The 22,608-nt window shown below is 37.1% G+C and carries 25 protein-coding genes and 2 pseudogenes; 7 read left to right on the top strand and 20 right to left on the bottom strand.

Annotation, left to right across the window (positions count from 1 at the left end):
• Positions 1-4 precede the first annotated feature (4 nt).
• The 4 genes and pseudogenes from MKX65_RS02840 to MKX65_RS02825 form a co-directional block, all read right to left on the bottom strand.
• Positions 5-1,348: a hemolysin family protein gene (locus MKX65_RS02840; protein WP_160548288.1), complete on the bottom strand. Its 1,344-nt coding sequence runs from the start codon at positions 1,346-1,348 to the stop codon at positions 5-7.
• A 150-nt stretch (positions 1,349-1,498) separates the two neighbouring features.
• A complete protein-coding gene (locus MKX65_RS02835; protein WP_340902206.1) occupies positions 1,499-2,188 on the bottom strand; it encodes a zinc metallopeptidase in 690 nt (229 codons plus the stop codon).
• A gap of 17 nt (positions 2,189-2,205) precedes the next feature.
• Positions 2,206-2,346, bottom strand: coding sequence for a hypothetical protein (locus MKX65_RS02830; RefSeq protein WP_340902205.1), 141 nt, complete (start codon positions 2,344-2,346; stop codon positions 2,206-2,208).
• Positions 2,347-2,412: 66 nt separating this feature from the next.
• Positions 2,413-2,586, bottom strand: a pseudogene (locus MKX65_RS02825) (MerR family transcriptional regulator); the annotation flags it as partial.
• A 360-nt stretch (positions 2,587-2,946) separates the two neighbouring features.
• Between MKX65_RS02825 and MKX65_RS02820 the strand changes: the two are divergent.
• The 3 genes from MKX65_RS02820 to MKX65_RS02810 all read left to right on the top strand — a co-directional run bounded on the left by MKX65_RS02820 (position 2,947) and on the right by MKX65_RS02810 (position 4,900).
• Positions 2,947-3,711 carry a thermonuclease family protein gene (locus MKX65_RS02820; protein ID WP_340902203.1) on the top strand — a complete coding sequence of 255 codons (765 nt, stop codon included), beginning with the start codon at positions 2,947-2,949 and terminating at the stop codon, positions 3,709-3,711.
• A 167-nt stretch (positions 3,712-3,878) separates the two neighbouring features.
• Positions 3,879-4,721 (top strand): SPFH domain-containing protein, encoded by an 843-nt coding sequence (locus MKX65_RS02815; RefSeq protein WP_340902201.1) that lies wholly within the window; start codon positions 3,879-3,881, stop codon positions 4,719-4,721.
• Positions 4,722-4,735: 14 nt separating this feature from the next.
• Positions 4,736-4,900: a toxin-antitoxin system HicB family antitoxin gene (locus tag MKX65_RS02810; RefSeq protein WP_160548285.1), complete on the top strand. Its 165-nt coding sequence runs from the start codon at positions 4,736-4,738 to the stop codon at positions 4,898-4,900.
• A 504-nt stretch (positions 4,901-5,404) separates the two neighbouring features.
• On the opposite strand, the gene MKX65_RS02805 is transcribed toward MKX65_RS02810, so the two are convergent.
• The 5 genes from MKX65_RS02805 to MKX65_RS02785 all read right to left on the bottom strand — a co-directional run bounded on the left by MKX65_RS02805 (position 5,405) and on the right by MKX65_RS02785 (position 9,424).
• Positions 5,405-5,590 (bottom strand): DUF2187 family protein, encoded by a 186-nt coding sequence (locus tag MKX65_RS02805; RefSeq protein WP_340902199.1) that lies wholly within the window; start codon positions 5,588-5,590, stop codon positions 5,405-5,407.
• A gap of 538 nt (positions 5,591-6,128) precedes the next feature.
• Positions 6,129-6,557, bottom strand: a complete 429-nt coding sequence (locus MKX65_RS02800; RefSeq protein ID WP_340902198.1) for a hypothetical protein — start codon at positions 6,555-6,557, stop codon at positions 6,129-6,131.
• A 221-nt stretch (positions 6,558-6,778) separates the two neighbouring features.
• Entirely contained in the window at positions 6,779-7,372 is a 594-nt protein-coding gene (locus MKX65_RS02795) for a histidine phosphatase family protein (RefSeq protein ID WP_160548281.1), read from the bottom strand.
• Between the two features lie 46 nt (positions 7,373-7,418).
• Entirely contained in the window at positions 7,419-8,414 is a 996-nt protein-coding gene (locus MKX65_RS02790) for an aldo/keto reductase (RefSeq protein ID WP_340902197.1), read from the bottom strand.
• 170 nt (positions 8,415-8,584) lie between these two features.
• The gene (locus MKX65_RS02785; RefSeq protein WP_340902196.1) at positions 8,585-9,424 is read right to left on the bottom strand and encodes a hypothetical protein; all 840 of its coding nucleotides are present in this window, start codon (positions 9,422-9,424) and stop codon (positions 8,585-8,587) included.
• Between the two features lie 203 nt (positions 9,425-9,627).
• Here MKX65_RS02785 and MKX65_RS02780 point away from each other — a divergent pair, with 203 nt between their 5' ends.
• Both MKX65_RS02780 and MKX65_RS27000 read left to right on the top strand, forming a co-directional pair.
• The gene (locus tag MKX65_RS02780; protein ID WP_340902193.1) at positions 9,628-10,458 is read left to right on the top strand and encodes a protein-glutamine gamma-glutamyltransferase; all 831 of its coding nucleotides are present in this window, start codon (positions 9,628-9,630) and stop codon (positions 10,456-10,458) included.
• A gap of 165 nt (positions 10,459-10,623) precedes the next feature.
• The gene (locus MKX65_RS27000; protein ID WP_160548301.1) at positions 10,624-10,767 is read left to right on the top strand and encodes a YjcZ family sporulation protein; all 144 of its coding nucleotides are present in this window, start codon (positions 10,624-10,626) and stop codon (positions 10,765-10,767) included.
• A 42-nt stretch (positions 10,768-10,809) separates the two neighbouring features.
• Here MKX65_RS27000 and MKX65_RS02770 read toward each other — a convergent pair.
• The 3 genes and pseudogenes from MKX65_RS02770 to MKX65_RS02760 all read right to left on the bottom strand — a co-directional run.
• Positions 10,810-10,952 (bottom strand): annotated as a pseudogene (locus MKX65_RS02770) (GNAT family N-acetyltransferase); the annotation flags it as partial.
• A 385-nt stretch (positions 10,953-11,337) separates the two neighbouring features.
• Positions 11,338-12,585 (bottom strand): IS4 family transposase, encoded by a 1,248-nt coding sequence (locus MKX65_RS02765; RefSeq protein WP_340901828.1) that lies wholly within the window; start codon positions 12,583-12,585, stop codon positions 11,338-11,340.
• A 1,034-nt stretch (positions 12,586-13,619) separates the two neighbouring features.
• Positions 13,620-14,165 (bottom strand): GNAT family N-acetyltransferase, encoded by a 546-nt coding sequence (locus tag MKX65_RS02760; protein ID WP_340902190.1) that lies wholly within the window; start codon positions 14,163-14,165, stop codon positions 13,620-13,622.
• Positions 14,166-14,656: 491 nt separating this feature from the next.
• On the opposite strand from MKX65_RS02760, the gene MKX65_RS02755 reads away from it, so the two are divergent.
• Positions 14,657-14,893 carry a hypothetical protein gene (locus MKX65_RS02755; protein WP_340902189.1) on the top strand — a complete coding sequence of 79 codons (237 nt, stop codon included), beginning with the start codon at positions 14,657-14,659 and terminating at the stop codon, positions 14,891-14,893.
• A gap of 190 nt (positions 14,894-15,083) precedes the next feature.
• Here the strand turns inward: MKX65_RS02755 and MKX65_RS02750 are convergent, their stop codons facing one another.
• The 5 genes from MKX65_RS02750 to MKX65_RS02730 form a co-directional block, all read right to left on the bottom strand.
• A complete protein-coding gene (locus MKX65_RS02750) occupies positions 15,084-16,286 on the bottom strand; it encodes an MFS transporter (protein ID WP_340902188.1) in 1,203 nt (400 codons plus the stop codon).
• A gap of 146 nt (positions 16,287-16,432) precedes the next feature.
• A complete protein-coding gene (locus MKX65_RS02745) occupies positions 16,433-17,032 on the bottom strand; it encodes a cyclophilin-like fold protein (protein ID WP_340902185.1) in 600 nt (199 codons plus the stop codon).
• Positions 17,033-17,123: 91 nt separating this feature from the next.
• On the bottom strand, positions 17,124-17,975 hold the full coding sequence (locus tag MKX65_RS02740) for an aldo/keto reductase (protein ID WP_340902183.1): 852 nt from the start codon (positions 17,973-17,975) through the stop codon (positions 17,124-17,126).
• Positions 17,976-18,085: 110 nt separating this feature from the next.
• Complete coding sequence (locus tag MKX65_RS02735; RefSeq protein ID WP_340902182.1) at positions 18,086-18,952, bottom strand: aldo/keto reductase; 867 nt, start codon at positions 18,950-18,952, stop codon at positions 18,086-18,088.
• Between the two features lie 22 nt (positions 18,953-18,974).
• Positions 18,975-19,217: a hypothetical protein gene (locus tag MKX65_RS02730; protein WP_340902180.1), complete on the bottom strand. Its 243-nt coding sequence runs from the start codon at positions 19,215-19,217 to the stop codon at positions 18,975-18,977.
• Positions 19,218-19,343: 126 nt separating this feature from the next.
• On the opposite strand from MKX65_RS02730, the gene MKX65_RS02725 reads away from it, so the two are divergent.
• Positions 19,344-20,222, top strand: a complete 879-nt coding sequence (locus MKX65_RS02725; RefSeq protein WP_340902178.1) for a LysR family transcriptional regulator — start codon at positions 19,344-19,346, stop codon at positions 20,220-20,222.
• 417 nt (positions 20,223-20,639) lie between these two features.
• On the opposite strand, the gene MKX65_RS02720 is transcribed toward MKX65_RS02725, so the two are convergent.
• From MKX65_RS02720 to nfsA, 3 genes are all read right to left on the bottom strand, one after another.
• The gene (locus MKX65_RS02720) at positions 20,640-21,158 is read right to left on the bottom strand and encodes an NUDIX hydrolase (protein ID WP_340902176.1); all 519 of its coding nucleotides are present in this window, start codon (positions 21,156-21,158) and stop codon (positions 20,640-20,642) included.
• Positions 21,159-21,198: 40 nt separating this feature from the next.
• Positions 21,199-21,663: an NUDIX domain-containing protein gene (locus tag MKX65_RS02715; RefSeq protein ID WP_340902175.1), complete on the bottom strand. Its 465-nt coding sequence runs from the start codon at positions 21,661-21,663 to the stop codon at positions 21,199-21,201.
• 161 nt (positions 21,664-21,824) lie between these two features.
• Positions 21,825-22,565, bottom strand: coding sequence for an oxygen-insensitive NADPH nitroreductase (gene nfsA / locus MKX65_RS02710; RefSeq protein WP_340902173.1), 741 nt, complete (start codon positions 22,563-22,565; stop codon positions 21,825-21,827).
• Positions 22,566-22,608 lie beyond the last annotated feature (43 nt).

Here is a 22,608-nt window from a genome sequence, read left to right as displayed (position 1 = left end):
ATGTTTACGTTAATGATAGAGAAGCTTTATTCTCCTCAACTATTTCTTTTTCAATGTTTTGATGAAAGATAACCTGCTTGATTTGATAGTTATCCACTTGATCGACCGTCCATACATGACGACCATGCTTGATTTCATCGCCTTTTTGTACAGCATCGAGATTTTTCAATTGAATCCAACCAGCTATTGTATCAAGATCTTCACTATCAAATTCCAAACCGAATCTGTCTTCTAGTTCAGAAAGAAGCACACGGCCATTGATAATATATTTATTCTCGCCAGTCTTTCGAATATCTGGAACCTCATCTGCATCAAATTCATCTCGAATTTCACCGACAAGCTCTTCTAACACATCTTCAAGCGTTAATATACCTGATGTCCCACCATATTCATCTATTACAACAATCATATGAACTTGATCCTTCTGCATTTTCATAAAGATATTTTGAATACTTGTTGCCTCAACCACATGTGGCACATCACGAATAAAATCTTCAAGTTTGCTTTCTCTACCCGCAACGATATGACTCAACATTTTCCTAGCATTAACAATCCCAATAATACGATCCTTATCTCCGTTTTCTACAACGGGGTAACGTGTATAATTATGCTCATCGAAAATTCGAATAATTTCTTCGTAGCTCATCTCTTTATCGATTGTGACTAGAGCAGTCCTCGGTACCATAATATCTTTCGCGACACGCTCATCAAAAGAGAAAACATTCTCCATATACTTCAGCTCCGTTTGGTCAATTTCCCCACCTCGGAAGCTTTGAGCCATGATTATTTTTAGTTCCTCTTCCGAATAAGCCTGCTCATGGGCCGCCGGAGGAACACCAAGCATACGAAGGAGCACACCAGATGTACCGTTTAATACTTGGATAAACGGGTACATAATCTTACCAAACCAATAGAGAGGTCCCGCTAAGAGCAACGTTGCTTTTTCTGAAAATTCAATCGCAAGTGTTTTTGGTGCCATTTCACCTATTACCACGTGAAGGTATGTGACAACAGCAAGAGAAATCGCATAAGAAATAATTGACGAAACATCATCAGAAACACTTAACCAATCAAATACTGGAGTCATTAATTTCTTCACAAAAGGCTTACTGAATGCACCAAGGCCTAACGCAGTAACAGTGATCCCCAGCTGACAGGCAGATAAATAGTAATCAAGATCAGCTACGACCTTCTTAGCTACAACAGCTTTCTTGTTCCCTTCCGCAATTAATTGATCAATCCTTGACATTCGGATTTTCACAACGGCAAATTCAGAAGCAACAAAGAATGCCGTCAAGGCAAGTAAGATTACTAATAAAGTAATATTTAAAATCGTATATATGTCCAATTATTCCCCTCTTCCCGAGGGATTCACCTCCAGAAATAGTTAAAGCAAACTCAATTGGTAACTCTCTTACTTCAGAAAACAAGCTTCGGAAATTTCTATCAAACTATTACGTTATGGTTTATATAGAACTCATATCGATTCAAGTATGGATTATTCGTCGTCCTGATTTCCTTGAAAAAAAATCATGACAAATTTAATTAATTCGAACAAAGCAACTAATGCACCAGCCACATAGGTTAGTGCGGCTGCATTTAAGACTTTTTTCACACCGTGTTCTTCATCATTAAACAGAATTCCTTCTGTAACCATTAAGTTTCTTGCACGCTTACTTGCGTCAAATTCCACCGGCAAGGTGATCAACTGAAAAGCAACAGCAGCAGAAAAGAAGACAATCCCTACACCAATTAAAGATAACTGTTGCATAAACATTCCAGCAATCAATAACAGTGGTGCAATTCCAGAAGCGACGTTCGCAATCGGAAAAATGCGATGTCGAAGGACAAGGGCACGATAAGACTGTTGGTGTTGAATCGCATGACCAACTTCGTGAGCTGCTACGGATACAGATGCAATAGAGTTCCCATAGTAAACGGACTCAGATAATCGAACTGTTCTTTGAATTGGATCATAGTGATCGCTGAGCATTCCCGGTACAACTTCGATTGGAACATGGGATAGTCCGTTGTTATCTAAAATTTGGCGAGCCGCATCTGCACCAGATAAACCTGTACGCGTTTCGACCTCTGACCACTTTTTAAAATTCCCTTTCACTTTAAACTGGGCCCAAATCGAAATCCCAAACGCCCAAAAAATTAAAATATCCATAGGGTGAAATAGCATTCGCTTGTATCCTCCTTTTAACTAAGAAACAAGAGCAATGTTTGGATTAGTGACATACTTTCGTGTGAAATTTTCCCCTTCAATTCTCCATGTTTCTTTTGATCACTTTTCTCAAGAAGAGCAAGAATATCTGAAACTTCCTTTTCCAAATCTTTCATTTTCAGTCTCAATTCTAATACATCAATCTCTTCTGAGTAATTTTCAATAATTTCTTTCTTAATTTCATCTAAGGATAACCCTTCTTTTTTTCGCTTTTCTATAAAATTAATTCGCTCTATTGAAGAGTGGTCATAGTACCGGTAGTTCGAAGCAGAACGTTCTGCTTTTAATAATCCGAGTTGTGTATAATAATCAACCGTTCTCTTCGTAACACCTGTTATATCAGCTAATTCTCCAATTTTTATTTTCTCAGCCCCAAAGATGCCCCCTCCAAACTATAACGTTATGGTTATGATGAGAATTATACAATCAATTGTATTTGCAAACAACTAATACGCTTGGATTGTAATAAAAGTTTTACATTAAAGATTAATTCCTCTTTAAGTAATACATAAATTAAATTCATGTCCACTTCTTTATTGGAGGTTAAAAGAAAAGTATGATAATAGTTGCTAGCAGTATCCTATTATCTTTTAAATCGATTTACTGTATACTATGTTTGCACTACCGAAACTACTATTTTACTGCAAATCTCTGGTGTTAATTATCCATCGAATTTTGAGAAATAATTAAGCACTTAGAATACATGGAGGATAAAAGTGAATGTTTTTAAGAAAGTACTATGTGTTATAATCCTTGGAAGTCTCTTGTTAGGGCTGTCTGGCTGTATACCAAGTAATAATAACAATAACCAGAATTCATCATTACTGGGGAAAGAAATAACTAATCCCGAGGGATTAAAACTGATCTCCGCTAACGTAACCAATGTCGTTGATGGAGATACCATTGACGTAATGATCAACAACAAGGAAGAAAGGGTTCGACTGTTACTAATTGATACCCCAGAAACAAAACATCCGTCAAAGCCCGTTCAACCATATGGACCTGAAGCTTCAGAATTTACGAAAAAAGCGCTATTAGGCAAGCAAGTGAAATTAGAAAAAGATATTTCTGAACGTGATCGTTATGGTCGTATATTGGCATACGTTTGGTTAGATGGAAAAATGCATAACGAAGCTCTAATTGAAAAAGGATTAGCACGAGTTGCAACCTTTCCACCAGACATTAAGTATGTAGATCCATTCTTAGACCTCCAACAACAAGCTCAAATAAATGGTATTGGCATTTGGAGCCTTGAAAACTATGTTAAGGAAAATGGATTTACAGAACAAAATTCTCAAGTAGAAACCAATATTGGTACAAGTGATTTAAGTTGTATCAATAAAATAAAAGGAAATAAAAACTCAAAAATTTTCCATTTGCCTAATGGAGCTCATTATAATGATGTTGCCGGTAAAAATATTGTTTGGTTCTGTACAGAAGAAGAGGCTCAGACGGAAGGCTACCGAAAATCAAAAAATTGAAATAACCATTAGACATTTGATCTAATGGTTATTTTTTTAACATTTAACATAGTTTCCCTATTCAGTATTTGAATTTCATATCATCTCTCCTCTAAAAACCTGATTTACATTTTTATACAAAAGTGATATCATAATTATATCAAATTGATTTTATAGGAGTGATAAATTTGAAAGAAAAAAGTGCTTTTCATTTTAATGGATTTATTGGTGTACTTTTCATTGCCATCTCACTTTTCTCAGGAGTATACTTTCTCATTCAGGAACGATTTGGAGCTGCTATTCCTCTTCTGTTGATCGCCGTACTTCTTGGAAGCGGCATTACGATTATTCAGCCTAATCAGGCAGTGGTGGTGACATTTTTCGGTCAATATCTTGGATCCATCCGTCATAGTGGACTATTTCTCACCGTTCCTCTTACTTTTCGAAAAACGATTTCTCTAAGAGTCCGTAACTTTAATAGTAAACGGTTAAAGGTAAATGATGTGGATGGAAATCCAATAGAGATTGCGGCCGTTATCGTATTTAAAGTAGTGGATTCAGCAAAAGCCATTTTTGACGTAGATAATTATGAAGAGTTCGTTGAAATTCAAAGTGAAACTGCTATTCGTCATGTAGCAACAAAGTATCCTTATGATACCTTTGAAGATGTTGAATTAACGTTACGAGGAAATGCGGAAGAAGTATCAAACGAGCTAACAGCAGAGTTACAAGCAAGACTAGATTTAGCAGGAGTAGAGGTTGTTGAAGCACGTTTGACCCATCTAGCTTACTCAACAGAAATTGCTCAAGCTATGCTACAGCGTCAACAAGCAACAGCGATTATATCTGCTCGTCAAAAGATTGTAGAAGGTGCCGTAGGAATGGCACAAATGGCCATCCATCAACTAGAGCAAGATCAGGTGATTGAACTAGATGATGAAAGAAAGGTACAATTAGTGAATAACCTCCTAGTCGCGATTGTCTCAGAAAATTCTACAACTCCTGTAATTAATACAGGTACTTTATATTAAAATGAGTGGTTTACATGACAAAAAAAAAGAGCTTTCCCTTACGCATAGATCCTGACCTTTATGAAGTATTACAAAAATGGGCTGCAGATGATTTTCGTAGCATTAACAGTCATATTGAGTATTTATTACGAGAGTCAGCAAAGAAAGCAAAAAGATACCCAAAACCAAAAGAAGACTGAAGAACGGTTTCCGTTTCCTGTCGCCAAATCCGAATGGCTCAGTTCACGATACTGAGCCATTTTGTGTTGCCTGAGCGGACCCTCAAAGATCAAGAGATGAGGGAATCAGCTGGGATTGGCCATTAAGCGGAGAAATTCCGCTTAATTAGGAATTTACAATAAAAATTGCCTAATTAGGCGGAAAGATTCCGTCTATTCACTCAAAAACCGTGAAAATAGGTAATTTTACTCTGCTTAATCGGAAAATCTCCGCTTAAATCCCCCGAACAGAGCTCTACTCTGCCATTTAACCGGAAAACCTCCGCTTAGTTTTTGTAATACCCGGTTATTAAAGTTTTAATGAAAAAGGCAGATCCAACAAGGAACTGCCCGTGACTATTGCGAAAACTTTATTGACTCACACATGTTCCAAAGTCGGAAATATTTTTTGAGTTTACACATTCAACACTATTAATGCCAAGCACTTCATATGCGTGGTGTGTAATTGATAACCAAAAAGGTTTTTCACAAAGCTTCTTTAGTAACTTTATAATTTTTATGATTGACTATGGTTGTAAGTGGTTGGTTTTTTTCTTTATTGTATCCGTACTCTACAATAACAGAATTTTCTCTTACAACCGTAACATTTCCTTTATAGCTTTGCCCTTCACGCTTAAATAATATATTGTCCCCGATTTTAGCAGTTGCCATTTTATCACCCCGATCTTATTATTTTCAGCAAGGATAAAAAAATGCAGGAACAATTAAAATACAAACTGTCATTATTATGAAAAAAAGAAGCCTGCTGCAGAAACCCTTTATTTATACAATAGCACCCGTTCGTTCAATAAATGTGGGAATCTGCGACGAGCTGATAAATAAGCGGAGAAATTTCCCCTATCTTCAAAAATTCTCCATAAATAGCTCAAATAGACGGAGAGATTCCACCTATTGCCTCGAAAAACGCGAAAATACGCGATTATGCTTTGCGTAACCGGAAAACCTCCCCTTATATGCCCTGAAACGAGCTTCATTTTGTATTTAACCGGAAAGTCTCCGCTTATTTAGTCCTGTTGTTTACCCAATTAAGCATAAGACTTTCTATTTTTTTTAAAACCATTCCTTCAGTATCCTGCTTCTTTTCTTCAATAAGAGATTCCATAATAAAAAGCATCTATCTTTCTAGAATTAATGCCCCTGTAAGTTAAAAAGATCGATTCAAATAAGGTGCTACAATTAAGGGCAACACCTATTCCTGTTCCTTATGTTCGTAATCTAATACTTCTACCTTAAAGCCATGACTACATCCAATCTTAGGACTATCACAAGATGGAGATACTCTTACCTTAACCAAGTCTTCTGCATATTCAAATGGTTTATTAGTACTATCAGGAACTTGAATTGTTAAGGAAATATCATAAGAATGATTGTTGTTATAATCAATATTAACAATCCTCCGTTGCTGCCAGCCAAAACCAGATGTTTCTTTACCTCCATACTCTTTTATTACCCTTTTATCAATAGCTGGAAATATAATATCTCGAATAATATCTTCTGGTGTAACATACCAGTCTTCTGCATACGGTTTAATTTCCTTTGGTTCTAAAGGTTTAGCACTAACCATGTTATCCGTATCAAACATTAATAAAATTGTAAAGAGAGCAATTATTTTCTTCACGATACTCACTCCGAAATTTTTTACAGTTAGATTCCGTATTTTCAATTAATATTATTCCTAAATAACCCACCTGTATCTCCGATCTGTTACGCATGTTCGAATGAGACATTAGAATACCAATTGAATGTTCAACAAACCTCCCTTTAGTCAAATAAAAAAAAGCAATCCTTCAATCGTGAAGAATTGCCCCTTTTGTTCAATTACATTTTTCCACAATACTATCAAACTGGAATTGCTTCGCTTAGATTACTAAAATCATGATTAATAATTTCTACTAATTTAAATTCTTCGTTCTCATATTCAAATTTTAAAATGCAACAGTTGCCGATTCTTTCTTTTTGTCTAATAGAACTGGTATGTTCCCAATACTGCATAAATTTTCTACAAGCGGCTCCATGAGATACAGCTAAAACCACTTCATTATCTTCTTCCATGATTTTTTGACAAGTGTCAGCCACTCTTTTTTGAAATTCTTTTTCTTTTTCTCCACCATAATTAGCAAAGAAATCAACGTAAGGAAGTGATGGATTTAAATCTTCACTTTCACCTTCAAAACTTCCGAAATTCCATTCCTTTAATCCTTTTAATCTTATATAAGGTAGATTCGTCACAATTTCTAATGTGTCACTTGCTCTTTCGGATGTGGAACAATAGGCATGGTCAAAGACAATATGGTTCGCTTTAAAATACTTAGCTGCAGTCTCTGCTTGTTTTATCCCTAATTCTGTAAGTGGTGAATCGCACCAACCTTGAATTTTTCTTCTTTTATTAAATAATGTTTGTCCATGTCTCATTAGGTAAAATATCTTTTTCATTTTTTTTCTCCCCCAATAAGGACCCCTCTTAAAAAGGGGCGTCTTCTTATATAGCGCCAACAACTGGATGTGGAACATATGGTTCTTCCAAATAGACTACCTCTTCAGATGTTAACGAAACAGAAAGTGCTCCTACAGCATCTTCTAGATGGCTTACTTTCGTAGCGCCAACAATTGGAGCAGTTACAGGTTCTTTTTGTAGTAACCAGCTAAGTGCTATTTGAGAACGAGACACATTATATTTTTCTGATAGTTCTGCAACTCGATCAATAATAATTTGATCAGCTTCCGCCATAGCATCATATTTTGATTTTTGCGTTTTGTCCGTTTCGGAACGATGTGTTTTTTCTGATTTGTCACGCGTTAACCTGCCTGAGGCAAGCGGGCTGTAGGGAATCACACCAATTCCTTGGTCTAGGCATAACGGAAGCATTTCACGTTCTTCCTCGCGGTAGATAAGATTCAAATGGTTTTGCATGCTAACAAACTTCGTCCAACCGTTTTTCTCTGCTACAGTATTCGCTTTTAAAAATTGCCAAGCGTACATTGCGGAAGCTCCGATATATCTTACCTTTCCAGATTTTACAAGGTCATGCAGCGCTTCCATTGTTTCTTCAATAGGAGTGCTATAATCCCAACGATGAATTTGATAAAGATCTATATAATCGGTTCCAAGACGTTTTAAACTATGATCAATCTCCGTCATAATCGCTTTACGTGAGAGCCCTTTGCTGTTCGGACGCTTACTGTTTAAATCATTGCCCATTGGAAAATATACCTTTGTGGCCAGAACGACTTCATCACGATTTGCATAATCTTTTAATGCACGACCAAGGATTTCTTCACTTGTTCCGTCGCTATATACATTCGCCGTATCAAAGAAATTAATGCCTAAATCAAGTGCTTTTTTGATAATCGTGCGGCTTTTTTCTTCATCTTGTACCCAAGGATGAACCCAACGTTCAGCAACCCCAAAACCCATTGTTCCAAGGCAAATTCTTGAAACATCTAATCCTGTGTTTCCTAATTTTACATAGTCCATTTATATTCACTCCAAATTTAAGATTTAGATTTAAACAATATTAATTATAAGCAATTTAACAAAAAACCTCTTACCTATTCCTCTTCAATGTTTGCCTAATCCTCTTTGGATGCATATTCAGAATACGCACAAACTCCCTTCATGAGTCGAACAAAAAAAAAGAGCCGCAGCTACGACTCTTTGACTCGCTCAAACCTCGTTAAACACTCTTCTTCCGGCTTGATGTTAATCTGTTTCCACTCTTCATTGATGAATTTCCGAAATTGAGCAATTTCTACATCCGTTCCATTCGTCAATGTAACATAAATAAACCAATAATCAGCTCCATCCGTACCTTTAAAATAAATATGTTTAAAGTATCCCTCTCTCACAGTGGGGTAAATTTGTTGTATTAATTTGCACCATTCCCCATATTTCACTTCGACGACTGCTTCCCCATCATGGTCCCAACCATGATACGGTGCACATAAAAAATCCTCTTCAAACTTACTCAAATACGAAATTTTAAAACCCTCTTTTTCATATACAAGATTGATAAATCCATATGAATAACCAAAATACTCCGCCCGTTTCCCTTTAAACCCCTCAATCGTTTCCATTTCGTAAAAAAACTTTAATCCATTTTTTCCATCAGGTACGTAAAAAAGCTTGATTAAACTCGTATGCCCGATCCCAGCAAACGAATCAAAATATTCATCAAAGCTTAATTTTTTTTGATACTCTCTAGACAGGAAATTATAGGCAATTGGAAATGGAGTACGTGCCTGACCTACCGTACCGCAACTCCTCCCTCCTAGATTTTCAGCTTCACGCAGGATGCTAAAATAGTTAAGAAGCGTATCTTCCGGGGTTCGAAACCATTCAGGCGGTAAGTGGATTTGGTCATGAGGCTTTTCAGAAAAAAGGGAATAGAATTCCCCACCGAATCTCAAATTTAAAGCTCTCAAGCAAGATGGACGAAAATACTTTTGATGAATAGTAGAGATGTCCATCTGGTTTTGTTTTTGCATATTCATCACCCTGATTTCAGTTTATGGGTGTTTGAAGGATAGGTGAAAATTCTCTATTTCTTTCGTTTGTTTAGCTGTGAGAAAACAGGTGTGGCCTATTTACGCATACCCTTGACCCACATGAATAATTATCATGATTAATAAAAAATGAGAATACGATAGATATGAATGAAAATGAAAGCGTATAGGAATGGGGGATTTGTATGATCCAAATATCAGGGGTCCCGTTTCAACCAAATGAAAATTGGCAACTTGGGAGTATGGAGAAAACAATAATTCAACAGATGCAGAATGCTTCCTTTTTATATTCTTATTATTCCGAGCATGAATTATGGTTTGAGCTTCAAGTGCGAAAGAACATTATCCAAAGTGCGAAAAAAATGAATAATAGTCAAGCAGTGTTTACAACCTTTGCTTATGCCCGCTGCAACCCCAGGTATTGGCAATTAACAAGGGGAGGCGGGTTCCTATTAAGACCCGATGTGCAACCGTCAGATGCGATTCTGGATATTTATCGGAACAGTTCACTCTATGCATTTGAATGTGCAACAGCTATTCCAATCATCTATTACCATGCCATATTGAATAGCATTGGTAGCCATTTATTTAATTCACTGTTTCGAGATCTATATCTTTACAGCTGGCATACAGATACAGACCTAGGGATCAATACCTTTTATTCCAATCACTTTTTACCTGGAGATGTCCTGTACGTTAATAATCCTGACTTTGATCGAAGAACACCACATTTCAGAGGTGTTAATGCCGTTCTCCTTAATGATGGTACGCTGTTTGGACATGGATTTAATATAAGAACATCCGAAGAAATGATTCGAATTCTTAATGAAAAAAGAAAACCGGGTAGTCATCAATCAGCTTATATAACAAAGTTGGTGACAAGGCCATCTTTTAAGTATTTATACAGAGTGGCCAGTTGGAATAGAAACGGTCGAGCATACAAAATGCAGCGTCCGATCGTGCACCATAACAAAAGCTCTATTTCATATGCTCACTATCTTTATTATTCCATGTAATACACAATCCATGACATTCACCCATTTTTTTATAGACGGGCTCCAAATTCCCCTCCGAGAGTATAATATAGAGAAATTCATTACACGAAGGGAAGTGTAATCATGTATCCAAACGTTAACGCAGCACCGACTCTTGGAGCTAATGTTCCTCCAAATATGGCCCCAATGCCTACCTATACCGCTCCTGCTTTTGATTATGGATGTGCATATCCTGTCTGTCCTGATAATCGAAACGATTTTATCTTAATTGTCGTATTGTTTATTTTACTCATCATTGTAGGTGCAAGTTTTTGCTATAGTAAATGCTAAAATAATAAACAACCTACTGGCTTGAGGAACTATCCTCAAGCCTCAATTTTTATTTTCCAAGCTGTTGATGATAGCAAATAGTGATGATCTGTCCATTTACCATTAATTCTTAGATTTCCTTTAGCTATACCATCTTTTTTAAATTTTTCTAATACACGAATAGATGCTATATTGTCAGGAATAGCTCTGGATGTTTTGGTCCAAATCGTCAATGGTAAACCCATTCATGGCATGATAACTCAACTAAGCTACGTTGAATCTATAGTGAAGCATTTAATCTTACAAAGAATTTGAAAATAAACGGAGCTTTTCCGGTTAGACGGCAGAGTAGAGCTCTTTTCATGGTATATAAGCGGAGGTTTTCCGGTTAAGCAAAATAATATTACCCATTTTCACGTTTTTCGAGTCAATAGCCGGAATCTCTCCACTAGCATTGCAAAATTATCCACAAGAGTATGCCAGGGTTACTTTATATGTAATTTGAGTATAATTTTACCAGTTGGATTTCTTGTCCCAGAGCTAAAAAGTCAATGGGGTTGTAATTGAACCCAGTTATCCAAAAATTGGATATTATTTTCTTGGTGTCTTATATTTTGCCATCGAGCTAGTACTTACCCCCACTTGTTTTACAATGGCCACACCTGCATCATAAAGTTCTATTTCATTTGGCGGGTGCTGGCTCTTTTGTCTTCCTTTCGATGTTCTTTCAGGTAAACGGTGTAACTCATCAAGAAAACTTTTCCACGTCCTTTCGGCATGGATGCGGATAAGGGTGAGTACTTTCCAGGTGGTCTTCTTAGTTTTCTCAACTAACCTCACATATAAAGTGAGACAGTACGCCGTCATTGCAAAGAAAATCTGATTCCAAATTCCTTGGGGTTGGGTACTTTGTAGTTTAACTAGACGTAGATGTTGTTTCATCCACTTGAAAAACAGTTCAATGATCCAACGGTGCCGGTACAATTCGGTTACTTCTTCGGCTTTTAAATCCCAACGATTGGTTACGACACGGTACTCTTTCCCCTCTTCATCTGTGAATTCAACAAGACGAAGGGGCTGTTCCATGGATCTGAAGCTACTCCCCATGACGACTAAGGCATCTAGCTTAACCCTACTGTCATCAGGAACTTCATAGGATTTTATCATGTTCGCCTTATGCCCAGCTTGGATACGCATGGCGAATGGAATCCGGTTTTCCACCCAATGGTCCATTTTTTTGTAATCCACATAGCCACGGTCCATCACATGGGTCGCATGAGGATCTATCACGAGCTCAAGCATGACTTCACGATCATCCACATTACCTGTAGAAGGAATGACCATGTCTGGATAAGCTGTGCCGGGGTCCGTTACGACAATCCGAGTATGTAGCTTCACGCAATTACTATGTTTTGTAAAATACGTCCAGTTTCCTAGTGTGGGCCCAAGAAGCAGGGAAGAAGAATCTACGAGATGAAGACGACCCAAAGAAGGGATCCCTTTTCCTTTACTTGTTAGCTTATTCAATTGGGTAACAGCGGCAAGAAATAACTGCCGTGGTAGGATTGAAGGTAAAGCATTGACTCGACGACATAGTTGAGAAGCACTAATACTGGTAAGGCCAAACAGTTCCTCTGTACCTTCCATGGCACGAATACGCTCTTCTGTTTCCTCGTAGGATTTCCAATTTCCCAGTTGCATGGTGACACAAATCCTCATTAAATTAGCGGTGGTCAGTTTTTTTACGCCGTTGTCTAAGAACGAACCCTTAAATGTTTCAAAAGGCAAGAATGATAGGCATTTACTAAATACGGTCTGATTTGATATAATGTTATCCATGAAAGTCTCCTTTAGTAGCAGTCACGGATAACGTGGGTTCAACTTCTAGTTTAGGAGACTTTTTTGCTTTCGTCCATAAAAATAGCCCCCTATTAATCAATTAATAGGGGGTAATTTTTTGCCTGTGGATACATATGCAATGCTAGTGGAATCTCTCCGTCTATTTGAGCTATTTTCAGTGCAATTTCTTAATTAAGCGAATATTCTCCGCTTAATGATCAAACCCTGCCCGATACCCTCATCTGGGTTCTTTTTTCAAAGACCCATGACCATGAGCTAAAGAAATCTCCTAATGCGACTAATAATTCAAACATGACTCAAAACATCTCCCTTATTTATTTGTTTACGTCACAAGTGAAACAAAGGTTAGCATTCCTATTGAGGTAATTCAATTTCTTATACAAAATCCTTCGATTTTTCCATTAAGAGAATGCTGCCCCTCTAGTTCCAAAAGAAGGTTTCAACTAATTCCTCTACTAAACTGCTCTTTTTCTACCAATAAGGAAATCCAACAAAAAGAAGCATAAATCCTATGGAATTAATGCCTCCGAAGTTATATAAATCAACTCATCCCTATTGACTATTTTACAAGTCATCCAATGTTTTTTGGGCCTTTTTGAAGTAAGCTGCCATTATTGCTTAATAAGATAACAAAAAAGCGTTAATCCGTTATGGATTAACAGCCCTGTTTGCTTATGTGATGTATTTACAATACGCTCTTTTAATACCTCCTGTACAAACCATGCTTCCAACAACTCCAACAAGTATACTAGAAGTTATGATTTTTAACGCATAATATATACCTGTACCAGTAATACAATCAAGTATAATAAACTTTTTAATTGTCGAACCTCTAATTGTATAGAAAACTACATTATGATTCTTCATGGCTGATCACACCCTATTTTTTTCATAAAGATATGAGTGATCTGGTTTGTCTTATTCCACAAAACTGCTCATTTTGTACAGTAACTTCAACAAAAATGGCTTTAATCCTTCTTGGAACAAAGCATATTATCGGATGTGGAATGAGCTTACACATCCAAGCTGTTGATGATAGCTAATATTTGATGATCTGTCCATTTGCCGTTAATTCTTAGATTCTCTTTAGCTATACCTTCTTTTTTAAATCCTACTTTTTCTAATACTCGAATAGATGCTAGATTGTCAGGCATAGCTCCTGCTTCAATTCTATGTAGTTTTAATTCTCTAAAAGCAAAGTCTACAACAAGTTGAAGAGCTTCTGTTGTATAGCCCTTTCCGTTATATTCCTTATCTAAAGTAAATCCCGTATAACAGCTTTGGAGGTCTCCCCTTGCAATTTGAGTTAATGAAATGTCTCCGATCAGTTTATCGGTGGCCTTTAAAAAGATTCCAAAAGCATATAATTGCCCTTCATCTGTCTTTTTTAATACCCGTTCAATGCGTATTCTTTGATGATCTTCTGTATAAAAGGCTTCTGGGAGTAATGGGCTAACTCGTTGAAAAAATTCACGATTTCTAGTTTGTAAGTTTGCTAACTCGCTGGCATCAGAAGTTTTAAAAAATCGAAGATAAATTTGTTCCCCTACTAGCTTCATAAAACCCCTCCAAAATCTTTTACTACCATTTTATTCTGATTGGGCAAAAGTATGTTGTTCTTATTCAACAAGCTACCCCTTTTCTACAATAAGGAAATTCAACAAAAAGAGGCGTCAATCCTTCTTGGATAAATGCCCCCGTTTCTTTAAGTACATTTCTTCACAATTTAAATAACCCACCCTTACTGGTGTATTTTAATTCAGTGAAAATTTTTGAAACCCCTTCCGTTTTCATTCGTAAATAACTGAAAAGGAGCGAGAACAATGATTAAAAATAAAAATTGGACTGTGCTATTTATTTTACTCTCAACATCTTTCTTCTTAGGTGGGGTATCATTAAGACCGCTATTTGAATATTCACCAATCTTTGGTTCAACTCTAGGTTTTCTATTTTTAATAATAGCATTATGTTTTTCATTAAATAGGTACCAAAAATAGTAAGTTTAACTTGAACTATCCTGCCACGTTAATCTGGTAATGAGGTGATTATTATGAACAGAACATTCCAGTTAGTTCAAAAAGTTACAGGGTTTGTTTTACTAATACTAATTATCTTCTCTTTACTAATGGAGAAATTTAGTGTCAGTTTAATCTTTTGTTATATAGGTATCTCTATTTACAATGGGGTACGTGCATTTGAATACTTAAATGCAAACCAGTTAAAAAAAGCACTTCTTTACTCAATTCTTTCGATTGGATTCTTCTTAATTTTTATATTTAGTCTTTAAATAGTTCTAATAGCTTTGTGAACAATAAGCTTGAACACAATAAATGATGTATTTCATCTTGTACAAAACTGCCCCTTTAGTTCAAGTAAAAAAGACTACTAAAATTAGCAGCCTATCTTAAAGGAAAGCCCCACAATGTGGACAAACGGCTTAAGAACCCTGTGCACTATGGTGTTAGTTTGGATGGACCTTACATTGTTTCGGTTCTTTCAACTGTGAAATTTCCATTCCCCATTTGTTTTACAGGACTATACATGTAGTATCTTATTAAAATAAATGCCAAGCATAATAATAACGATAAAAAGCCTACTAATAAGAAATATTGTGTACCTAATTGCGATATAAATAATCCACCTGCTGCGGTACCCACTGCGATCCCCAAGTTTCCTGATGTTAGAAATAGTCCATTAGAAAACTCTGGAGCTTCGGGCGCTGATGACACAACCCAATATTGAAGAATATTACCTCCTGCTCCAGCTACAATTCCCCATAAGAAAGTAGAGATAAACATAGGTACCGTCAACTGTCCAAACAGGAATAACATGATGTAAACAGCTCCCAAGGCAAAAGGAAAAGCTAATACCGTTTTAATAGCATTATTAGTAAGCAACTTTCCTGCCACGATGTTTCCTATAATATTGGCTCCACCGTATATGAATAACATGATTGTAATGATACTCGGAGACAAATTCATTCCCGTTTTCAGATACTCAGAAAAATAACTGTACACCCCAGTTATGGCTGAATTAATGAAAATGGCTGCCAGAATGGAGTGCCAAACCATTGGTCTTTTTAATACGGATAGTTGTGCTCCGTAAGAAAGTCTTTCCTTAACGGGCATAGATGGTACAAATACTAATATTGCAATGAATGCTACAGCGTTTACAACAGCATTGAATACCATCGCCATTGGGAAAGAAATGGAACTAGCAATAAACGTAGCGATCGGTGTACCGATAACCATACCGGCAGATACTCCTATAAATACTTTAGCAATAGCTTTTGGAGATTCCTCATTGCTTACCGAGGCAGCAGCAACTGTGAAAGCTAAAGAAAAAAACGCCGGATGAAAAAAGGCTGGAACTGCGCGAGCAATTAATGCAATGGTAAAGTTGTCTGTAAATATGGAAACGATGTTCCCTAGAACAAATACGCCAAGTACGAGTAACATGATCTTCTTCCGATTAAACCCCGAAAGTAATAAAGGAATAATTGGGGCTGAAATGGCGACGACGAGGGCAAAAAGACTCACCAACCATCCTGCCTTTGATACACTGACATTAAAGTGTTCAGCAACGAATGGCAGGATTCCCATCATTCCCAGTTCAGTATTAATAAGTCCGAAAGCACCGATCGCTAATATAAATATTAGCAAGTTGTTTTGTTTAGCCACAAAATATACCTCCTTTGTACTCCCACAACAAAAAATCATCACCGAACGATTAATCAACAGCCGTTTGTGAGTCGGCAACGATTGGTAAAACCAGGCTAGAAATGTAGTGGATTTGGATTAACTTTTTATTGATATTTTTTGTCCCGTTAATCCTTTACTATTTCAATTGTCACCGATGCGTTGTCTGGGATTGCACGAAGCTCGTCTATACTCGCGTTAATTCGTCCCAGTGGAACTTTTCCAGGCCAGTAACCAATATAACCATAATAGAGCGCAATCCATTGACCAGGCTCGTAATAACCAACTTCAGGAATCTCTGGCTCGTCGCCACGAGGCGCACCTTTCATTGAAAGCGGGTTTGATAGTCTAACAACTTTTTCATCATATCCAGGATAATTATTAACTTCTAAGGTAAGCGGCAATCGAGACATAAGGTCATTTGCCGTTGGATTGTCGTATAAATCGACGGTAAACGCATTTTCACCGATACGTATCGTTATTTTATTGTCGGACGGCGTTCTCGAATTACTATTCATGGAGCTTTCTTCTTGTGTATTGCTCCTAGTTTCCGTTGGTTGGTTGTTCGTCGATGTGTTCGAATTACTATCCGTAGATCTTTCTTCTTGTGTATCACTCTTAGTTTCCCCTGATAGGCTAGCAGTTGAGTTTTCTGTACCACTACAAGCGACTAAACCAATTAAAAACAAACACATGCCTAACAATAGTATCGTTTTACTTAATTTCATGTTCATTTCTCCTAAAAAGTAACTTTTAATCGAATCTCAACAGATCGTATTACAAATGACTCAAAACATTTTTACCTATCAATAGTGCTGTTTACCACAAAGCCAACGATTCCTTTGACGTAGGTTTACGAAATACTGTATCAATCTTACCAAGTTCATCAGTGGTGAGATTGATTTGTGCAGATTTAATATTTTCCAGCATGTGTGCAGAATTACTTGATTTAGGGATCGAAATGGTATTGCCATCTCGAATACTCCATGCGATTAATATTTGTTGGATAGTTGCTTGATGATTGGAGGCTACTTCTTCTAGAATGTTTTGTTGTTGGAGATTAAATCGTCCAAATTTCCCTTTAACCACTGGGGAGTAAGCCATTAATGGCATGTGTTGCTGTTTCATGTAAGGAATCAAATCATATTCAATTCCACGATAAATTAGATTGTACTTAACTTGATTCGTCAAACAATTTGTTCCATGAGGTAAAGTGAATAATCGTTTTAAATCAGCTGTATCAAAATTCGATACGCCCCAGGCTTTGATTTTTCCAGCAGCTCTCATCTCTTCCATCGCTTCAACTGTTTCACGCAAAGGAATCGAGCTTTTCCAATGGAGTAAATACATATCTAGATAGTTAACTTGTAGCCTTTCTAGTGTATTCTCTAAGCTGATAGGTAGATATCTCCTGGAGGCATTTTCTGGTAAAACCTTAGACACTAAATATAGAGAATCTCTTTTATATCCTTGAATTGCTTTTCCAACAAGTGTTTCAGAAAGTCCATCTCCATATGTTTCTGCGGTATCAATCACTTGTGCACCTGCATCTAACCCAACTTTTAAAGCTTCTATTTCTCTAGCTTCATCCGCCAAGCGATTGCCAACTTTCCAAGTTCCTATACCGATAGGGAAAACCTTTCTATCGTTGATTCCTACTTTATTTACCATCGGATTCCCTCCTATTGGAATATTGATAGAATAATGATGTTCATTGTTATTATAAAAGTCCTTTATATGATATTTCTCATACAAAGGACTTCCATTCTACTAATGCAGCCTTATTTCAGCTTTCCACCAAACACCGGGTAAATGCTTGCCTCACCATAATCCTTGATACGCTCGGCATTTTTCAACACGTCCATATCTGCATCAGAAATCTCAAAATCCACGGCAGCATTGCTACGGATATGATCTGGGTTTGCTGATTTAGGTAGAGGTAACAGACCAAGTTGCAAGCAGTAGCGAATGCACAATTGTGGTATAGTTACTCCATACTTTTCAGCCATAGCCGCAATCTCCTGATTCTTCAGCAGCTCACCATGTGCCACAGGAGAATATGCCTCTACTAGAATCCCTTTGCTTTGGCAATAATCAATCAACTCAAATGGTGTGTTACTTACATGAGCAAGCACTTGATTAACGACAGGTTCGACGGTACCGTTTTCCAGAATATTATTTAAATCCACCTGTTCAAAGTTGGAGACGCCGATAGCACGCAGTTTGCCTTCCTTGTATGCTTCTTCAAGTGCACGCCATACTTCTAAGTTTCCCTCAAAGAAATGCTCGCCCTCACGGAACTCTTTCCACGGTTGAGGACTGTGGATAATCATCAGGTCGATATAATCAAGTTCCATCTTTTTCAGTGAATCATTGATAGCAGCAACTGCCTCGTTGTAGGACTTGATGTCAGCTTGGAGCTTGGTAGTCACAAAAATCTCTTCACGAGCGAAGCCGCACGTGCGGATCCCTTCTCCAACACCTCGCTCATTCATATAACCCTGTGCTGTATCAATGTGGCGATAGCCAATTTCAATTGCATCTCTAACTGCCTGCGCAGCCTTATCATCTTCAATATTCCAAGTTCCCAGACCCAACTTTGGGATTTTCACTCCGTTAGATAGTGTATAAGTTTCATTAAAAATCATGTTTTTTTTCTCCTTTCAACCTTTACCATTCAAGGGCTTTGTTTGATTTTAGTTTTCTGATTAAAAAATCCATACAGTACAACTTGTCTTGTTTCGCATGAACATCAGATAGAAGTTTGAAACGATAGGACGTCAGAATCCGCCTTCCTTTATCCCTCTGTCCCAAACGGAAGCTTTCAATGAATTGTTCAATCATCTCCGGTTCCATTCCTAACTCCTCAAAAGCAAGAAGTATCTCCTGCTCATCAACAATTGGACTATTCAACTTCACACCTCCTATACCTTAATTATGCTCGGAAAAGATAGAATTACAAATACTTATATCACATGAATTCCCATACTTTTTATTTATGGATTGTTATGGTTTAATAAAGATAACGGAGGTGGTCTGATGGATATCCGAATTTTGAAATATTTCCTTGCTGTTGCACAGGAAGAAAGCATAACAAGAGCTGCCGAGGTTTTGAACACTTCTCAACCAAATCTTTCAAGACAGCTAACCGAACTTGAGCAAGAAGTAGGTAAAAAGCTGTTTGAACGTGGAAGCCGAAAAATAAATCTGACAGAAGAAGGGATGTTCCTTCGCAAGAGGGCAAAAGAAATCATCGAATTGGTAGAAAGGACAGAAACAGAACTGTCCTCCTTTGATGAAGTGATCAGTGGAGTGGTTCACATAGGTGCAGCTGAGACCCATGCCATGCGGCTTATGGCTGATGCCATGCTGTCACTCAGAGAAACTCATCCACAGATCCAATATGATATTTTCAGTGGCAGTACCATAGAGGTAACAGATCAGCTTAATAAAGGATTACTTGATTTCGGAGTTCTGGTTGAGCCAGTAGATTTGCAAAAATATGATTATCTCAGGCTTCCGGTGAATGATATTTTTGGTGTCCTGATGCGAAAGGACAGCCCTTTGGCAAAGCTAAACTCCATTAGTCCAGAAGACATAAAGAATCAACCGGTACTTGTTGCCCATCAGCAACAGGGTGGAAATGTTCTGTCCGGATGGTTGGGAGATGATTCCCAAAATCTGAATATCGTTTCCACTTTCAATCTGATAACGACACCTGCCATGATGGTAGAAGCTGGGCTCGGTCATGCTTTTACCTTTGACAAGCTAGTTAATACAGAAGGGGACCGGAATCTCTGCTTCCGTCCATTGGAGCCGAAGCTGGAAACAGGACTTTATCTTGTCTGGAAAAAGTATCAGATGTTTACAAAAGCTGCAAAAGTGTTCTTAGAGCAAATTCAGCGTAGTATGTTCTAAGTTGAGTAGCTCTTTCATCAATAATCCTGTTTTAATATTATCCAAATTATTCCTATGAAGTAAAAGGTACTTTTAAAAGACCTACTAACCATGCTAGTTTATAAAATTTGCTCCATCATAAAAAAGCTGATATCCTTTGTCTCTCTTGGAAAAGGACATCAGCTTTTTTAGTCTGAAGAACTACACACAAACATCTCTATTTCTTTTAATTAAACCAACCCTTTTATCTTCCTATTTTTTACAACGGAATCCCTGTCTCGCATAAGATCCCCCTTATTCCATTCAATCTTATTAAAGAAATCAGCCCCTATAGCGACACAAGAGAAAGGCTTTACTTTTATAAAGGAAAGCCACTAACACTGATTTTACAGTGTTAGTGGCTTTTAGTTCGAGTCCAAACTTTCTTGCACGTTTCATTTAAAGACGAATAGAACCATAATGATGTCGACCCTCAAAAAGAAACGCAATGATACTCTCATAATATGGTATAAATTGTTTTAGTTCGATTAGCTCTAAGATTTCCTCTTTAGAAGCCCATTTAACTGCTTGCACCTCTTCAGTCTGTAAAGTCAAATCATTCAAATCAAAGTCATATTCAATTAAATAATAATCATCAAAGCCACGTTCAAAGTTAATAGTAAATTGTGGACGAACCTTTTCAAAGTTATAATGAATTCCCAACTCCTCGAATAACTCTCTTGAAGCAGCCTGCTGACTTGTATCGCCTGCAACTGCACTACCACCACAGGTGATATCCCAAAGGTTCGACCATCCTTGCTTAAAGGGCTGACGCTGCTGAATAAGCATTTCTCCTTTTGAATTAAATATACATACGTGTACTACTAAATGAAACTCATCTGGTGTCATTTCATCTCCACGAGTTATTTGTTTCTCTATTTTATTACGATGCTTATCAAATAAATCCCACTTTTCCATTGCTAAACTCCTTATTTAATTATGAAGAATCGCCCTTTATCTAGTTTATATCTCCCAAATAAACAGGAGATTTTTCATTCTTAGAATATCTTACTATGTATTTTCTTAACTCCTTCGGATATATTCTATAATCTAGTAAATCGTTAATTTGAACCCATTCAACTCCCACTTGGTGACTGTCAGGATTAGTTGGTGATCCATAATTATTTAGTCCATTAATAAGGTTACAAATGAAGTAATATTCAACTTGATGAACATTAAAATCGAAAGAAGAATGTTCGTGGTTTTTACCTATATACTCTCTAATATGAAGGAGCTCTTTAATTTCTACTAGTTCCCCAATCTCTTCAATACACTCTCTAGTTAAAGTACTATGAATCGTTTCTCCGTGCTCTTGCCCTCCACCAGGAAAAAGATAAAAATAACCTTCTTCATCCTTATTTTTTGTTAGTAAGAGTTTATTGTCTTTAAGTATTATTGCTTTTGCTGAGTTTCTAATATTCATATATGCCCCCTCCTCTACCCTAATTTTACCATATGTTTGATTGACACTTATTTCATAAAACTGCCTCTTTTCTACAATAAGAAAAAAGAAAAATACAGCTGCCTATGGCAACTGTATCGACTGAAGGAAAGCTCCTTTAGTTTAAAAACCAGTTTACTACTTTAACGTTTTGCCCATCCTCTACCATTTAAGAAATCTTTCATAAAGGATCTAGGAAGACGCGCAAAACTTCCAATTGCTGATTCAGACCATGTACGATTCGATTTTCTTCCAGTACGATTTGCATAATACAATTTAGTAGTCTCGTCATATTGTTTAATTATCTCTTTTGTATGGCTGTTATAACGATTTGTGTGATAAATACCTTCAAATGGAATTCTAGGCTTACTGTCATTACGTTCAGCTGGATAACCAACGACGAGTCCAAAGACAGGGAAAACATACTCAGGAATATCAAGCAACTCAGATATTTTTATTATTCCATCTCTAACTCCACCAATATAACATACACCTAATCCCATGGATTCTGCAGCAATGACCAAGTTTTGGGCTGCCAATGTAGCATCTATAGCACCTACGAGAGCAGCATCTATTCCCTCAATTGTCTCTGTGATATCCATGTCTAATTCTTCTGCCATTTGTTTATGACGATTTACATCCGCACAAAACACGAAAAAGTGTCCGCCCTCTGCTATAAATGGTTGATTCCCTGCGAGTTCTGCTATTTTCTGTTTTAGTTCTTGATCAGTTACACCGATAATGGAATATGCTTGCTGAAAACTTGCAGATGATGCTGCTTGTGCTGCAGTAACTAGCTGCCTAATTTGCTCCTCTGTTAAAGCTTGATTAGTAAAAGAACGAACAGAAACATGGTTTAAGATGGTTTCAATAGTTTGGTTCATTTTTATTTCTCCTTCTACTTTAAAATATTTTTTGCTTTTGATT

The organism is Robertmurraya sp. FSL R5-0851 (assembly GCF_038002965.1).
Taxonomy (GTDB): domain Bacteria; phylum Bacillota; class Bacilli; order Bacillales; family Cytobacillaceae; genus Robertmurraya_A; species Robertmurraya_A beringensis.
Note: the sequence above shows the minus strand (reverse complement) of the source record. Positions and strands in the feature narration are given on the sequence as shown.